The following is a 16,022-nucleotide window of genomic DNA, read 5'->3' on the forward strand; positions in this document are numbered from 1 at the left end:
CTTCGGCCGGGCGGGCGCCGGCCGGCTCCTAGTCCTCGTCGTCCTCGTCGTGGTGCCGGCCCTTGAGCTTGGCGAAGACCGAATCGGCGTCGAGCCGCTCCTCGCGGCCGCCGTGATCGTCCTCGTGCTCCCGCTCGTCGGCGTCGCGGGCCGTGGAGACCTCGGTCGGCAGCAGCGAGGCGCCGGACTCGGCCGCCACCGCGGCCGGGCGGTCGGCCGCCGCGCGCTGGACCTCGAAGTCGAGGTTGATCTGGGTGGTCAGCCCCAGGGTCACCGGGTCCATCGGCTGGAGCGAGCCCGAGTTCCAGTGGGTGCGCTCGCGGATCTGCTGGATCGTCGACTTGGTGGTGCCGACCAGCCGGATGATCTGCGAGTCCTTCAGCTCGGGGTGGTTGCGCAGCAGCCACAGGATGGCGTTCGGCCGGTCCTGGCGGCGGGAGAGGGGGGTGTAGCGCGGGCCCTTGGTGGTGCGCTTCACCTCCGGCAGCTTCACCTTCGAGACGGCGGGCTTCAGCTTGTAGTGCGGCGCCTTCTGGGCCTTCTCGATCTCGTCGCGGGTGAGCTGGCCGGTGGAGACCGGGTCGAGCCCCTTGATGCCGGCCGCGACCTCGCCGTCGGCGATGCCCTTCACCTCCAGCGGGTGCAGCTTGCAGAAATCGGCGATCTGCTCGAAGGCGAGCGAGGTGTTCTCGACCAGCCAGACGGCGGTCGCCTTGGGCATCAACGGACCCTGGGACATGCTTCTCGTGCTCCGGCCTGGCGGGACGGGGGCCGGGCATCGGGCCGCGGGCTCCGGATGACCGATCCGGATGTCCCGTCTCACGCTGTCGAATGGGGATGAGGCACTATAGGCCCGGGCGGGGAGGGGCGCAATCGCGGGTTGGGCCCGTTCGGAGCCCGGCGTGCCGATTCACCGGCGGCCGGATCACCGGCGCCGACTGGTCGCCCTCAGCGGGGGCGCACCCCGTCGAGGAACAGCCGCACCGCCGCCTGCCGCCGCCGCTCCTGCGCCTCCGGGTCGGTGGCGATGCCGTAGAGGGTCGCCTGGGACGACCGGCCGAGGACGAGGCTGAGGAACAGGTCGGCCGCGATCTCGGGATCCGCCACGGCGATCCGCCCGCGCCGGGCGAAGGCGTCGAGCAGCCGCGCCACGGCGCGCACGCCGCGCAGCCAGCCCTCCTCGTGGGCGAGGCGGGCGAGTTCGGGAAACTGCAGCGCCTGGGCCACGAGGTTGCGCTTGAGCATCGCCGCGCCCGGCGACTGGCCGTGGGCCAGCAGGGTGCGGCTGAGATCCTCCAGGGCGGTCTCGACGTCGTCGCTCCCGCCCTGCGCGGCCTGGGCCTCGGCCGCGGCGGAGAGCGGCGCCAGCCACGCGGCGATCCGCTCGCGCAGGACCGCCTCGAACAGGGCCCGCTTGTCGCGGTAGCGCGCGTAGACCGTCGGCTTGCTCATCCCGGCGGCCTCGGCCACCGCGTCGATGGAGGTGGCGTCGAAGCCGCGCTCGAGGAACAGGGTCGTCGCCACGGCGATCAGGTGCGCCTCGCGCCGGGCCGCCTCCGCGCGGGTCGGCCGGCCGCCGCGCCGCGGGCCCGCCTCCGCCCGCTCGATCTCCGTGACCGTCACCCCGCGATCCTCCCTGCTCACCGGCTTGCTCCCCGGCGCCGTTCGTCCTATCAAAACGATACCGTACCGTTTTGATTCTGGCCAGACCCGATGGACGCACGTCGCAGCGACAGCTTCAAGAGCGCCGACCCGGTCGCGGGCGCCCCCGTCTCGCCCCCGGCGCCGCGCCGCCGCCGCGCGCGGACCGTGCTGCCCCTCCTCGGCCTGCTCGCGCTCGGCGGGGCCGGGACCTACGGCTGGCACTGGTGGACCGTGGGGCGCTTCCTCGAGGTGACCGACGACGCCTATCTCCAGTCCGACAAGGTCACGGTGGCGCCGCGCATCGCCGGCACCGTCGCGGCGGTGCTGGTCGGCGACAACCAGCCGGTGAAGGCCGGCGAGGTGATCGCGCGCCTCGACGACCGGTCCTACCGGGTCCAGCTCAAGCAGGCCGAGGCCGAGGTCGAGAAGGACCGGGCGCAGATCCTGGGCGTCGCCTCGGCGATCGTCCAGCAGCGGGCGCAGGTCGCCTCGTCGCGGGCCGACCTCGCCAACGCCGAGGCCGCCCTGACCTTCGCGCAGCAGGAATACACCCGCTACCAGAACCTGCTGCAGACCGGCTCGGGCACGGTGCAGCGCCAGCAGCAGGCGGATGCCGACCTCCGCCAGCGCCACGCCGCCCGCGACAAGGCCGCCGCCTCGCTCGACGCCGCGCAGAAGCAGATCGACAGCCTGAAGGCCCTCGAGGCGAGCACCCGGGCGAGCCTGGAGGGCGCGCAGGCGAAGGTCGAGGGCGTGAGGCTCGACCTCAGCTACACCACCATCGTGGCACCGATCGACGGCGTGGCCGGCGACCGGGCGCTGCGGATCGGGCAGGTCGTCTCGGCCGGCACCGGGCTCCTGACCCTCGTGCCGATGGGCCGCGACATCTACCTCGTGGCGAACTTCAAGGAGACCCAGACCGGCCGCATGGTCGAGGGGCAGCACGTGACCTTCACGGTCGACGCCTTCGGCGATCATGAATTCCAGGGCCGGGTCGAGAGCTTCTCCCCGGGCACCGGCTCGCAGTTCGCCCTGTTGCCGCCCGAGAACGCCACCGGCAACTTCACCAAGGTGGTGCAGCGCGTGCCCGTGCGCGTCGCCCTCGACCCGTCGGACCCGCTCATCGCCCGCCTGCGTCCGGGCCTGTCGGTGGAGGCCACGGTCCACACCGCCGACCCGGTGGAGCCGGTGGATCCCGCCCGCCGCCGGCCGAGGCCCGCCCCGGCGCTGGTCAGCGAGGCCCTGCCGCGATGAGCCCGGCCGCGATGAGCCCGGCCCCGATGAGCCCGGTCCCGGCCGTGGCGGTGGCCGAGGCGAAGGCGAGCGCCCGGGACTGGCTCGCCGTGTTCGGCGCGATCCTCGGCGCCTTCACGGCGATCCTCGACATCCAGATCACCAACGCCTCGCTCGCCGACATCCAGGGGGCGCTCGGCGCCTCCACCGAGGAGGGGAGCTGGATCTCGACCGCCTACCTGATGGCCGAGATCATCGTGATCCCGCTCACCGGCTGGCTGTCCTCGGTGATCGGCCTGCGCCGCTACCTCGCGGTGAACACCATCCTGTTCACCGCCTTCTCGCTGGCCTGCGCGCTCTCGACGTCCTTGAGCCAGATGATCCTGTTCCGCGCCGGGCAGGGCTTCACGGGCGGCGTGCTGATCCCCACCGCGATCGTGATCGTGCGCACGCGGCTGCCCAAGAGCCAGCAGGCGGTCGGCATCGCCATGTTCGGGCTGACCGCCACCTTCGCGCCGGCCATCGGCCCGACGGTCGGCGGCTGGCTCACCGACAACCTGTCCTGGCACTACATCTTCTACCTGAACCTGATCTTCGGTCCGATCGCGGCCGCGATCCAGCTCGGCGCCTTCGAGAAGGCGCCCGCCCGCTGGGGCGAGCTGCTCAAGGGCGACTGGATCGGCATCGGCCTGATGGCGACGGGCCTGCCGGCCCTGACCTTCGTGCTGGAGGAGGGCCAGCGCAAGGACTGGTTCGGCTCGCCCGTGATCATCGAGGCGAGCTGGATCGCGGCGGCCGGCATCGCCGGGTTCATCGTCCGCGAGCTGACGGCGGCGCGGCCGTTCATCAACCTGCGGGTGCTGGCCAACCGCTCGGTCGGCGGCGCCTGCGTGCTGATGACCGTGCTGGGCGCGGTCTCGTACGGGTCGATCTACATCATCCCGGTCTACTGCGCGCAGATCCAGGGCTACAACGCCCAGCAGATCGGCTACGTGGTGATGTGGTCGGGCCTGCCGCAGCTGCTGCTGTTCCCGATGATGCCGCTGATCATGCGCGCCGTGGACGCGCGGCTGCTCGTGGTCACCGGCACGCTGTTCTTCATCGCGAGCTGCTGGATCAATGTCGGCCTGACCCACGACGTCGGCGCCGACCAGCTGATCCTGCCGCAGATCATGCGCGCCATCGGCCAGCCGCTGTTCACGATCCCGCTCTCGCAGCTCTCGACGGCCGGCCTCGCGCCGCGCGACACCGCGGACGCCTCGGCGCTGTCGAACATGATGCGCAACCTCGGCGGCTCGATCGGCATCGCCATGCTGTCGACCATGATCGATCGGCGGGAGCACTTCCATTTCTCGATGCTGGCCGAGGCGATCACCGTCAACGCCACCCGCACCCAGGACCGGCTCGCGGCGCTCGCCGCCGGGATGCACGCCCGGATCGCTGACCCCCTCGCCGCCAAGGCCGTCGCGCTCGGCCAGCTCGCCGCGCAGGTCCGCCGCGAGGCCTACGTGATGGCCTACGCGGACGGGTTCTGGCTGGTGGGGGTGAGCCTCGTGGCGAGCCTCGCGGTGGTGGCGGTCCTCAAGAAGCCGCAGCGCGCCGCCGGACCCGTGGAGGCGCACTGACCGGCCCGGGGCCTACTTCCCCGGCAGGTTGTGGACGATCGGGAAGAACGTGTCCTTCCAGTCCTTGGGCTCGGCCTTGATGGTCTTCATCGCGTAGAAGTGCCGGGCCTGGAGCATGATGCCGTAGGGGGTGGTGGAGAAGTTCGTCCCCGGCTCCTTCATGATCTCGACCAGCGTCTCGGGCGGGGTCTTCTCGTTGGTCGCCGCCACGTAGTCCCTGGCGGCCTTCAGCGGGTCCCGGGCGATCTCGGCGTTGGCCTCGTCGATGGCGGCCACGATGGCGGCGGCGAGCTTGGGATTGCGGTTGTACCAGCCGGTCCGGGCGTAGAAGATCGCGTTGCTCACCGGCTCGCCGACCAGCTCGTAGGAGTTGAGCACCTTGTGGATCGCCGGGTCCTGCAGCTCGCGCTGCTGGAACGGCGGCAGCGAGAAGTGGCTGTTGACCTCGTTGTGCGGGCTCGCCAGGGCCGCCACCGCGTCCGGGTGGCCGAGCTGGACGGTGAGCGGGTCGAGCTTGGTGGCGTTCTCGGGCCCGAACGCTTTCTTGGCGGCGATCTGGAGGAGCACCGCCTGGGACGAGACCTTCACGGAGGGCAGGGCGATCTTGTCCTTGGTGGAGAAGTCCTTGAGTTCCTTCACGTCCGGGTTGCGGGTGAGCAGCATCATCGGCGTGGTGCCGACCCCGCACAGGCCCTTCACGTCGCCCTTGGTGCGGTCGTTGAGCAGCAGCATGTTGGTCGAGCCGCTGTCGACGATGTCGATGTTGCCCGAGAGCAGCGCGTCGTTGCCGGCGGCGCCGCTCGTCAGGTTGACCCACTCCACGGTGACGTCCCCGAGGCCCGCGGCCTTGGCGTGCTTCTCGATCAGCTTGTGCTGCTCGGCCAACACGGCGGGCAGGTAGACGAAACCCGGCTGCCGGCTGATCCGGACCTTGGCATCGTCGGCCCGGGCGGGGGCGGCCAGCGCCAGCCCGGCCAGCAGGAGGGCCGATCCCGTCCGCAGGAGCCGGCGGCGGCCCGGCAGAAACGAGCTCGTCCGCGACGTACGCACCATGACGCTTCTCCCTGTGGCCCGGCATCATCCTGAGCGGAGCCGGGCTTTCGTTGGACGGGGAGTGGACAGGCTCGGGCCGGTGCGCGCAAGGCCGTCCTCACGGTCCGCGAACGCAGAAGCTGCAAAATCCTGCCTGTTGAAATCATCTGCGCGGGGGCGCGGGCGAAGATCGGGCGCGGAGCGAAGCTCCACACCATCGCGGCCGCCGCGCCGTTCGGCATCGTCGCGGTCTCGGGCATCGGCCTCGTCAGCCTGAAATCCCAGGTCGCGCAGGCCCGCATGGCCAAGGCGCGGAACCTGACGGACGTGGCCTACGGGATCGCGGCCTATTTCGAGGGCGAGGCGCGGGCCGGCGCGCTGAGCCGGGGCCTCCCGAGCGCGGCCATCCAGGAGATCGTCCGCGGGGTGGCGAGCGCCGCCACGGGGCGCAGGGCGTGTCCAGGGCGTGTCCAGGGCGTGTCGGAGAACGCCGTCGGCCTGCGCCGGGGCGCCGCCCAGACCGGGACCGCCTCCGCGCAGGTGCTGGCGGCCGCCCGCGGCCTCGCCCCGGGTTCGGACGAGCTCGACCAAGGGGTGAAAGCGTCCTGGCGGAGGTCCCGGCGGCCTGGGCGGGGGCCGGGCGCTCAGCCCGCCGAAAAACCCCGCACGGCCGCCCGCACCAGCGCGTCGATCATCGGCCGCACGTCGTCCACGCCGAGGGGCCCGAGGCCGCCGAGATCGGCGAGATAGGTCATGCCGTGGACGCTGGACCACAGCGCCCGCGCCATCACGGGGATCGCCGCCTCGGCGAGGCGGCCGCCGTCGCGCAGCACCCCCTCCAGGATCCCGAACAGGGCCGCGATGTCGGCCTGCACCGAGTCCGGCGCCGGCACCGTGCGGCGCTCGAAGATCGCCGCCCAGGCCGCGTGGTGCTCGCCCGCGAAGGCGAGGTACGCGTCGGCCAGGCACAGGAGCCGCGCCTCCGTCTCCCGCGACGGACAGGCCGCCAGCGCCCCCGCGAGGGTGTCGCGGAGGCGGCGCATGGTGACGGCGTTCGCCTCCAGCCGCAGCGCTTCCAGGCTGTCGAACTGCGCGTAGACCGAGCCGACCGCCGTGCCGGCCCGCTCCGCGACGCCGCGGGCGGTCAGCGCCGCCGCGCCGCCCGCGTTCAGGATCGCCACCGCGGCCTGGATCAGGGCCCGGCGATCGGCCGCCCGGTCGCCCGGCTCCTTCCGCGGCCGCCCCCTCACTTTTTTATGAACGTCGTTCATTTTATCCCTTGCGGCCCGGCGCGTCCCGTGTTCAATTGTTTTATGAACGACGTTCAATCAAATCCGGACGCGGTCCGGCCCGTCGTTCCCGCGAGGTGAACCGTGATGAGGACCCTCTCCTTCCTGATGCGCGGCGTGATCGCCGACAACGCCCAGGCGATCCACGACGCCCACGCCGTGACGATCCTGCGCCAGCAGATCCGGGACGCCGCCGGCGCCCTGGCGACCGCCCGGCGGGAACTGGCCGTCGCCATGGCCTACCACGCCGCCGAGGCGCGCGCCCTGGCGGCGATCGGCGGCCGGATCGACACCCTGTCGGATGGGGCGCGCCGGGCGCTCGGCGACGGCCGCGAGGATCTCGGGACCGAGGCGGCGATCCACATCGCCGCCCTGGAGGACGAGCGGGCCGACCGCCGGGCCGCCGCCGAGCGCTTCGCCGCGGAGGTCGAGCGGCTGAAGCGCCTCGTCGCCGAGGGCGGCGAGCGGCTGCGGGACCTCGACCGCGGGCTCCAGACCGCCCGCACCACCGAGGCGCTGCGGCGGGCCGGCCTCGAGGGCCGCCGGGTCACGACCCTGTCGGCGGGGGCGCTGGGGGAGGCCGAGCGGACGCTGGCGCGCCTGCGCGAGCGGCAGGCGGCCGAGGCGGACGTCGCCGCCGCGCTGACCGAGCTCGAGGCCGAGGCCGCGGGCGGGATTGAGGCCGACCTCGAGGCGGCGGGCTACGGCCGCCCCCGCACGGACCCGCGGGCGGTGCTCGACCGCCTCAGGGCCGGGGCCTGACCGGCGCCGCACGTTTTCCCGTCCGAAGATTCCACTGGAGACCGCACCATGACACCGCAGATGCCCCATACCGGCGCCTGGAAGACCTTCACGCTGGTCAGCTTCGCCGCCGCCGCCGCCATGCTGACGATCGGCATCTTCTTCCTGCCCGCCGAGATCTGGATCAAGGGCTACCTCGCCATGGCGTCGCTGTTCCTCACGGGCACGACCTTCACCCTGGCCAAGACCCTGCGCGACGAGCACGAGGCGAAGCGACTGATCAACAAGATCGAGGACGCCGCCACCGAGCGCGTCCTGCGCGAGGCGGTGCCGGGCCGGCTCTGACCGGATCCCGGAGGCCCGTTCAGCCCGGGGCGTCCAGGAACGCGGCGAGCACCCGGGAAAATTCCGGGGTCCGCAGGTAGCCGTAGGACTTGTGCCGGTTCTCGGCGCCGTCCGGCCTCCGGTAGGCGTTGATCACCGGCACGTCCCGCACCCGCACGCCGGCGGCGTTCGGCGCGTAGAGGGCCGCGAGGTCGTCGCCCACCGTGGCGATGTCCTGGCGGTCCATCAGGTTGGTCCAGGCGGCGAGCGCCGCCGGCACCCGGAGATCGCCGTGCTCGTCGGCGAGCTTCAGCTTCAATTCGGCGAGCCCGAGGGGGGCGCCGAGGGTGACGAGGTCGCAGCGGGGCATCGGCGTCCCGTCCGCCTCGGCGGCGCGCAGCACGTCGTAGGCGATCAGGCCGCCCATCGAGTGCGCGGCGATCAGCACGCGGTCCGCCGCGGCCGCCGCCAGGGCGTCGCGCAGGCGCGCCCGCGCCGCCGCCCGGAACGCCGCGTCCTCGTAGTAGCCCCACAGGTCGTCGAGGCGGTATTCCAGGATCAGGTCGTCCACCGGCGTCAGCCCGGCGGCCTCCTGCAGGTGCGACAGGCCGCGGTAGATCCGGTCGGTGAGGGTCGGCTCGGCGCGGTCCGGCTGCCCCGCCGGGGAGGGGAACGGCCCGAGGCCGTGATCGGGGCGGTAGGGCTCGCGGTTGCGGTCGCCCGCGAGCGGCTGCGGGTAGCGCAGGTCCGCCCAGTACACGAAGGTGAAGGACAGGTCGGCCTCCGCCACCCGGAGCCCGAGATTGCGGTCGAGCCCCTCGCGGATCGCGGCGCGCCACCAGGCGGCCTTCTCATCCCGGGGCGGCTTGTTGGCGAGCCCGTGGATGCCGATGATGTGCGCCCGACCCAGTGTCCGCTCCCAGACCGACGAGAGTGCCGGCCGGGCAAGATAGGGCCGCCCCGCGCCGACGGAACTGCGGCTTAGTTTCCGCGCGGCCCGTGATCCCTGCCGCCGCCCGCAGCCCCAGCCGTCCCCCGCCGTCACGCCCCGCCGTCCCCCCCGCCGTCACCCCATTGCCACGCGGCCGCTCCGCCATAGCTGCGCTGCGGGAACCGGATCGGGCCCGGGGCCTTCTCCCACGACAGATGATCCTGCCGCGCTTGCGTCCCGGTGCGCGCGGCCAATGACGAGGACGGTGGCCCGATGCGGCGCGCCCACAGCATGGAATTTGGGGCCGAGATGGTCGAGGGCGGCGTCCGCTTCGCCCTCTGGGCGCCCACCGCCGAGAGCGTCGACCTCGTCGTCGACGGCGCCGACCACCCCCTGCCCGAATCCGGCGGCGGCTGGCGCCGCACCGCCCTGCCCGGGGTGAAGCCCGGCGCCCGCTACGGTTTCCGCATCGACGGCGACCTCGTCGCCCCCGATCCCGCCTCGCGCTTCCAGCCGGACGACGTCTCGGGCCTCAGCGAGGTGATCGACCCGCGGAGCTTCGAGTGGTCCGACGCGGGCTGGACCGGGCGGCCCTTCGAGGAGGCGGTGATCTACGAGTGCCATGTCGGCACCGCGACGCCGGAGGGCACCTATGCCGGCCTGCAGGCCCGGCTGCCCGACCTCAAGGCGCTCGGCGTCACCGCCATCGAATTGCTGCCGCTCGCCGACTTCAAGGGCTCGCGCAACTGGGGCTACGACGGCGTCCAGCCCTACGCGCCGGACGGCGCCTACGGTCGCCCGGACGATCTCAAGCGCCTGGTCGACGCCGCCCACGGTCTCGGGCTGATGGTCTATCTCGACGCGGTCTACAACCACTTCGGCCCGGCCGGGAACTACCTCCACGCCTACGCCAAGACCTTCTTCACCGAGCGGCACCAGACGCCGTGGGGCGCGGGGATCAACTTCGACGGCAAGGAGAGCGGCGCCACGGTGCGGCAGTTCTTCATCCAGAACGCCCTGTACTGGCTGGAGGAGTACCGCTTCGACGGCCTGCGCTTCGACGCCGTCCACGCGATCCTCGACGATTCGCCCCGCCACTTCCTGGCCGAGCTCGGCGAGACGGTCCGCAAGACCTTCCCGGACCGGCAGATCCACCTGATGCTGGAGAACGAGGCCAACCAGGCCCGCTGGCTCGAGCGGGACGCCGCCGGGCGCCCGAAGATGCACGACGCCCAGTGGGCCGACGACCTGCACCATTGCTGGCACGTCCTGCTGACGGGCGAGGACGCCGGCTACTATAAAAGCTTTGCCGACAAACCGGTCGCCCACCTCGCCCGCTGCCTCGCCGAGGGCTTCGCCTACCAGGGCGAGCCGTTCCCGACCCTCGACAATCACCCGCGGGGCGAGCCTTCCGGGCACCTGCCGCCCTCCGCCTTCGTGACCTTCCTCCAGAACCACGATCAGGTCGGCAACCGGGCGCTCGGCGAGCGGCTCAACCACCTGGCCGATCCCCGGAAACTCGACCTCGCCCGGGCCGGGCTCCTGCTGGCGCCGCAGATCCCGATGCTCTGGATGGGCGAGGAATGGTCGGCCTCGGCGCCGTTCCTGTTCTTCGTCGACTTCGCGCCCGACGCGGACCTGAACAAGGCGGTGCGCGACGGCCGCCGCCGGGAGTTCAAGAGCTTCGCGGCGTTCGCGGACGACACCTCCAAGATCCCCGACCCGACCGAGGCCGAGACCTTCGCGGCGTCCAAGCTCGACTGGTCCGAGCGGGAACGCTCGCCCCACCGCGAGGTGCTGGCCGAGACGACCCGGCTCCTGGGGCTGCGCCGCGACGCGGTCGTGCCCCTGGCGAAGTCCGGCTACGAGGGCGCCGCCGCCACCCTGCCGCGCCCGGACGTGGTCGACTGCACGTGGCGCTTCGGCGCCGGGACCCTGCGCTTCGTGGCCAATGTCGGGACCGAGCCCTTCGCGCTGGATCCGGGCGGTGCCGAGCCGGTCTGGACCAATGCCCCGGACGGCGCCGGACGCGATCTCCCATCCTGGACCGGCGTGTTCCTGACGGAGTCCCGCTCGTGAGCGCCCTGGAACAGCTGGCCGACCTCGTCGGCGTCGCCGCCGGCTACACCGACGCCTTCGGCAAGCCCGTCGAGACGCCGCTCGAGGTGCGCCGCGGCCTGCTCGCCGCGCTGGGCTTCGCGGTGGAGGACGAGGCCGCGATCGCCGGGAGCCTGGCCGAGGTCGAGCGCCTGCGCCGCGGCCTGATCCCGCCGCTCCTGCCCGTGGAGGCCCGCCGGGCCGCCCGCGTCCCGGTGCGGCCGCAGAACGGCGCGCCGCACACGCTGGTCTGGCGTCTCGTGGACGAGCGCGGCACCGCCCGCGAGGGACGCGCCAACCCGCAGGGGTCGGAGCCGAGCTTCGAGCTGCCGCCGCTGACGCCGGGCTACCACCGCCTCATCGTGCAGGCCGGGCCGACCCGCACCGAATCCTGGGTGATCGCCGCACCCCAGCGCTGCTGGCGCCCGCGCCCCTACACGGAGGAGGGGGCCTCCGACTGGGGTCTGGCCGCCCAGCTCTACGGCCTGCGCTCGGCGACCAATATCGGCATCGGCACCTACGCGGATGCCGGCGAGGCCGCCCGCGAGGCCGCCCTGCGCGGGGCGGCCTTCCTGGGCTTGAGCCCGGTCCACGCCCTGTTCGGCTCCGACCGGACCAAGATCTCGCCCTACTCGCCCTCCTCGCGCCTGTTCCTGGAGACGCTGTTCATCGCCCCGCGCAGCCTGCCGGGCCTCGCCGGGTCCCGGGCCGAGGCGCTGCTCGCCGAGCGCGCGGACGCGATCACGGCCTTGCGCGAGGCGGCCCTCGTCGACCACCAGGGCGTCCACGACGTGCTCGACCCGGTGCTCCGGGCGCTCTGGGCCGAGTCGCCGGCCCGCGCCGGCACCGATGCGGGCTTCGAGCAGTTCCGCCAGGAGGGCGGCGAGGATCTCGAATCGCACGCCCTGTTCGAGGCGCTGTCCGAGCATTTCCGGCAGCGGGGCGCCCACTGGCTGGGCGACTGGCCGGAGGATTATCGCCGGGCCGGCACGGACGCGGTGCGGGCCTTCGCGGCGGAGAACGCGGACCTCGTCGGCTACCACGCGTGGCTGCAGTACCTCGCCGACCGGCAGCTCGCCGAGGCCTCCGCGGCGGCGCTCGGCGCCGGCATGCGGGTCGGGCTCTACCGCGACCTCGCGGTCGGCGCCGACCGGGGCGGCTCCGAGATCTGGTCGCATCCCGAGCGCTTCGCCGACAGGGTCTCGATCGGCGCGCCGCCGGACCTGTTGGCGCCGAAGGGCCAGAACTGGGGCCTGCCAGCCTTCGACCCGCTGGCGATGGAGCGCGACGGGCTCGCGGCCTTCCGGGCCCTGGTGCAGGCCAACATGCGCCACGCCGGCGCGATCCGAATCGACCACGCCTTCCAGCTCGCCCGGCTGTTCCTGATCCCGCTGGGCGCCGGCGCCCAGGCCGGCGCCTACGTGGCGATGCCGTTCGAGCCGATGCTGGCGGTGCTGCGGCTGGAGAGCCACCGCAACAAGTGCCTCGTCATCGCGGAGGATCTCGGAACCGCCCCGGAGGGCTTCTCCGACGCGCTGATGCGGGCCGGGGTGCTCAGCTACCGGATCCTCGCCTTCGAGCGCGAGGGCGACGGACGGTTCAAGCCGCCCGCGGCCTACCCGCGCGACGCGCTCACCGCCATCACCACCCACGACCTGCCGACCTTCGTCGGTTGGTGGCGCGGGGTCGACACCGACACCCGCCAGTCGCTGGGTCTCTACGACCAGGAGCGGGCCGAGGCCGAGCGGGGCGAGCGGGTGGTGGAGCGCCGCCGCCTCGCCGAGGCGCTGGCGGCCGAGCAGCTCATCCCCTCCGCCGAGCCCCCGGACGCCGCGCCCTTCGAGGCCGCCGCCCGCTATCTCGCCCGGGCCCCCGCGATGCTCACGGCCGTCCAGTACGAGGACGTGGTCTCGGAACTCGCCCAGGCCAACGTCCCGGGCTCGACCGAGGGCTACCCGAACTGGCGGCGCAAGCTCGACCGGGACCTGGCCGACATCGCCGCCCCCGGCGGGCCGCTGGCGAAGCTCGCGGCCGCCCTCTCGGCCGAGGCGCGGGGCCCGCGCTCGGGCGCCGCGCGGCTCGCCGCGCCGCCGCCGCGCGCGACCTACCGGCTGCAGTTCCACAAGGACTTCACCTTCGCGGATGCGGGGAAGATCATCCCGTACCTGCACCGGCTCGGGATCAGCCACGTCTACGCCTCGCCGCTCCAGAAGGCGCGGCCCGGCTCGACCCACGGCTACGACATCGTCGACCACGGCGCGATCAACCCGGAACTCGGCGGCGAGGAGGGCTTCATCGCGCTCTCCGAGACGCTCCACGCCCACGGGATGAAGCTGCTGCTCGACATCGTCCCGAACCACATGGGCGTCGGCGGGTCCGACAATCCGTGGTGGCTGTCGGTGCTCGAGTGGGGCTCCCTGTCGCCCTTCGCCGACGCCTTCGACATCGACTGGCAGCGGCTCGGCGCCGGGCGCAACCTCGTGATCCCGTTCCTCGGCGACCGCTACGGCGAGGCCCTGGAGAAGGGCACGCTGGAGCTGAGGTTCGACCCCGACAAGGGCGCCTTCAGCGTCTGGCACTACGAGCACCAGCTGCCGATCCGCCCCTTGAGCTACCCGACCATCCTCAACCGGGTGATCGCCGCCATCGGGGCCGTGGACGACGACACCACCGCGGAGCTGCTCGCCATCTCCGAGCGGCTGCGGGCCATGGCGATCGACACCGACGAGACCCGCCGCAAGACCTTCCCCGAGGAGGCCGAGGGGCTGAAGCGCCGGCTCGCCGAGATCTACGGCGTGTCGCCGCTGATCCAGGAGGCCACCGCCAGCACCCTGGCGCTGCTCAACGGCTTCAAGGGCCGCCCGGACAGCTTCGGGCCGCTGCACCGGCTCTTGGAGGCCCAGGCCTACCGGCTCGCCCACTGGCGGGTGGCCTCGAGCGACATCAACTACCGCCGCTTCTTCGACGTGAACTCGCTCGCCGGCCTGCGGGTCGAGCTGTCCGACATCTTCCACCGCTCCCACGAGACCGTGTTCCGGCACGTCCGCGAGGGCCGGATCGACGGGCTGCGCATCGACCACATCGACGGCCTCGCCGACCCGCTGGGCTACGCGCGGGCGCTGCAGGCGGCGGTCGGCCCCGGCTTCTACGTGGTGGTGGAGAAGATCCTGGAGCCGGGGGAGCGGCTGCGGCCCTGGCCGGTGGCCGGGACCACGGGCTACGACGTGCTCAACCAGCTCGACGGGATCCTGGTCGACAAGGGAAAGCGCGCGAAGATCGAGCGGCTCTACACCTGGGCCACGGGCTTCGACGAGCCCTACGGTTTCCAACTCCGCGCCGCCAAGGCCGAGATCCTGGAGATCAGCTTCGCGAGCGAATTGGAGGTGCTGACCTCCGACCTCAAGGAGGTCGCCGATGGCGACCGGCGCACCCGCGACTTCACCGTCAACGCCCTGCGCCGGGCGCTGATCGAGATCATCGCGCGCTTCCCGACCTACCGGAGCTACCTGCCGCCGGAGCTGGAGGAGGGCGAGGTCGAGCCCGAGGATGTCCGGCTGATCGAGGGGGCGGTGGCCAAGGCCAAGCGCTGGTCGAGCCTGCCCGACCGCTCGGTCCACGATTTCGCCGCCGAGGTCCTGCTCGGGCGGATCGAGACGGCGGGACCCGGCCGGCCGGACCCGCGGGTGGTGCTGCGCTTCCGCCGCCGGTTCCAGCAGCTCACCGGCCCGGTCATGGCCAAGAGCCTGGAGGACACGCTGTTCTACCGGTACGCCTGTCTGCTCGGCCTCAACGAGGTCGGCGGCGATCCGGGCGAGTACGGGATCGACGCGGAGCATTTCCACGATCTGCAGGTCGCCCGCGCCCGGGACTGGCCGAACGCCATGATCACCACGGCGACCCACGACACCAAGCGCGGCGAGGATGCCCGCACCCGGCTGCTCGCCCTTTCGGAGATCCCCGAGGAATGGGCCAAGGCCTGGGACCTGTGGCAGCGGGTCGCCGGCCCGCACCTCGCCCGGATCGACGGCGAGCCGGCCCCCGACGCCAACGACCAGTGGATGTTCCTTCAAGCCATCCTCGGCGCCTGGCCCCTGGAGCTGCTGGAGCGGGACGAGGCAGGCGCGATCGAGGATTTCCGCAATCGGCTGATCGCCTACGGCGAGAAGGCCATGCGCGAGGGCAAGCGCCGGTCGAGCTGGGTCAACGTCGACGCGGTCTACGAGGGCGCGGTCAAGAAGCTGTTCACGGCGCTGATCGCCCCCGGCTCGGATTTCCTCCGGGAACTCCGGCCCTTCGCCCGGCGGCTCGCCCATCTCGGCATGCTGGCGAGCCTCGGCCGGACGGTCCTGAAATGCACCCTGCCGGGCCTGCCCGACACCTACCAGGGCACGGAGATCTGGGACTTCTCCTTCGTCGATCCCGACAACCGCCGCCCGGTGGACTACCCGGCCCTGGAGCGGATGCTGGAAGAGGGCGGGGCGCCCGCCGAGCTGCTGGGCCACTGGCCGGACGGGCGGGTCAAGCAGGCGACGCTGACGCGGCTGCTCGCCGAGCGGGCCGAGCGCCCGGACTTCTACGCGAGCGCCGCCTACGAGCCCGTCGCGGCGACCGGCGCACGGGCCGACCACGTCATCGCCTACCGGCGGACCGATCCCGTCCAGGAAGGCGGCGACCTGTTCGTGGCGGTGCCGCGGCTGGTGGCGGGCTCCGTCGGCGAGGCCGTCTGGTCGGGCGAGGCCTTCGCGGGCACCCGGGTCGATCTCGGGGCCGGCAGCCGCTGGCGGGACCTCGCCTCGGGACGGGTGGTCGAGGGGGAGGGGGCCGATCTCGGGATCCTCCTGCGCGACCTGCCCTACGCGGTGCTGCGGCGGGAACCGTGACCGCGCCGTCGTCGCGCGCGCAGCGACGCGACCCAGGGCAGCGCGACGTTCGCGGACGTGGCGCTGCTGGATCTCTGCGCTGCGCTCGCAGAGACGGGGGCGATCCGGGCAGTTCATTCGATGCCGCCGCCGCGGCCTTGTCACGCGCGTCTGCTGAGACACGTCGGACCGGATCGCGAGGCACGCCCGCGCGGTTCGGGCGTTACGACACTGGGAACGGGAGCCG

11 protein-coding genes are annotated in these 16,022 nt (G+C 72.8%); 6 read left to right on the forward strand and 5 right to left on the reverse strand.

Translation table 11 applies throughout. The annotated features are described in order from the left end of the window. Positions 1 to 28 precede the first annotated feature (28 nt). Positions 29 to 739 (reverse strand): DUF1013 domain-containing protein, encoded by a 711-nt coding sequence (locus ACTJK8_RS04235; RefSeq protein WP_012318593.1) that lies wholly within the window; start codon positions 737 to 739, stop codon positions 29 to 31. 209 nt (positions 740 to 948) lie between these two features. Next, the gene (locus ACTJK8_RS04240; protein WP_012318592.1) at positions 949 to 1,623 is read right to left on the reverse strand and encodes a TetR/AcrR family transcriptional regulator; all 675 of its coding nucleotides are present in this window, start codon (positions 1,621 to 1,623) and stop codon (positions 949 to 951) included. 90 nt (positions 1,624 to 1,713) lie between these two features. Between ACTJK8_RS04240 and ACTJK8_RS04245 the strand changes: the two genes are divergently transcribed. Together ACTJK8_RS04245 and ACTJK8_RS04250 are read left to right on the forward strand one after the other, a co-directional pair. After that, entirely contained in the window at positions 1,714 to 2,898 is a 1,185-nt protein-coding gene (locus tag ACTJK8_RS04245) for an HlyD family secretion protein (protein WP_024830445.1), read from the forward strand. An 11-nt stretch (positions 2,899 to 2,909) separates the two neighbouring features. Then, positions 2,910 to 4,502 (forward strand): DHA2 family efflux MFS transporter permease subunit, encoded by a 1,593-nt coding sequence (locus ACTJK8_RS04250; RefSeq protein ID WP_440761565.1) that lies wholly within the window; start codon positions 2,910 to 2,912, stop codon positions 4,500 to 4,502. Positions 4,503 to 4,514: 12 nt separating this feature from the next. Here the strand turns inward: ACTJK8_RS04250 and ACTJK8_RS04255 are convergent, their stop codons facing one another. Both ACTJK8_RS04255 and ACTJK8_RS04260 read right to left on the reverse strand, forming a co-directional pair. Beyond that, entirely contained in the window at positions 4,515 to 5,555 is a 1,041-nt protein-coding gene (locus ACTJK8_RS04255; RefSeq protein ID WP_024830447.1) for an ABC transporter substrate-binding protein, read from the reverse strand. A gap of 623 nt (positions 5,556 to 6,178) precedes the next feature. Continuing rightward, positions 6,179 to 6,805 carry a TetR/AcrR family transcriptional regulator gene (locus ACTJK8_RS04260; RefSeq protein WP_063110527.1) on the reverse strand — a complete coding sequence of 209 codons (627 nt, stop codon included), beginning with the start codon at positions 6,803 to 6,805 and terminating at the stop codon, positions 6,179 to 6,181. A 105-nt stretch (positions 6,806 to 6,910) separates the two neighbouring features. Here ACTJK8_RS04260 and ACTJK8_RS04265 point away from each other — a divergent pair, with 105 nt between their 5' ends. Beyond that, positions 6,911 to 7,585 carry a PspA/IM30 family protein gene (locus tag ACTJK8_RS04265; protein WP_012318587.1) on the forward strand — a complete coding sequence of 225 codons (675 nt, stop codon included), beginning with the start codon at positions 6,911 to 6,913 and terminating at the stop codon, positions 7,583 to 7,585. Positions 7,586 to 7,633: 48 nt separating this feature from the next. Next, positions 7,634 to 7,909 carry a YiaA/YiaB family inner membrane protein gene (locus ACTJK8_RS04270; protein WP_012318586.1) on the forward strand — a complete coding sequence of 92 codons (276 nt, stop codon included), beginning with the start codon at positions 7,634 to 7,636 and terminating at the stop codon, positions 7,907 to 7,909. Between the two features lie 19 nt (positions 7,910 to 7,928). Here ACTJK8_RS04270 and ACTJK8_RS04275 read toward each other — a convergent pair whose 3' ends face one another. Next, positions 7,929 to 8,933, reverse strand: coding sequence for a hypothetical protein (locus ACTJK8_RS04275; protein ID WP_274852329.1), 1,005 nt, complete (start codon positions 8,931 to 8,933; stop codon positions 7,929 to 7,931). 159 nt (positions 8,934 to 9,092) lie between these two features. Here ACTJK8_RS04275 and treZ point away from each other — a divergent pair, with 159 nt between their 5' ends. After that, complete coding sequence (treZ, locus tag ACTJK8_RS04280) at positions 9,093 to 10,898, forward strand: malto-oligosyltrehalose trehalohydrolase (protein ID WP_012318584.1); 1,806 nt, start codon at positions 9,093 to 9,095, stop codon at positions 10,896 to 10,898. Next, on the forward strand, positions 10,895 to 15,796 hold the full coding sequence (locus ACTJK8_RS04285; RefSeq protein WP_063110525.1) for a malto-oligosyltrehalose synthase: 4,902 nt from the start codon (positions 10,895 to 10,897) through the stop codon (positions 15,794 to 15,796). The genes treZ and ACTJK8_RS04285 overlap by 4 nt, the downstream gene beginning before the upstream one ends. Positions 15,797 to 16,022: the final 226 nt, after the last annotated feature.

Source organism: Methylobacterium sp. 22177 (assembly GCF_052045615.1).
Lineage (GTDB): Bacteria > Pseudomonadota > Alphaproteobacteria > Rhizobiales > Beijerinckiaceae > Methylobacterium > Methylobacterium radiotolerans.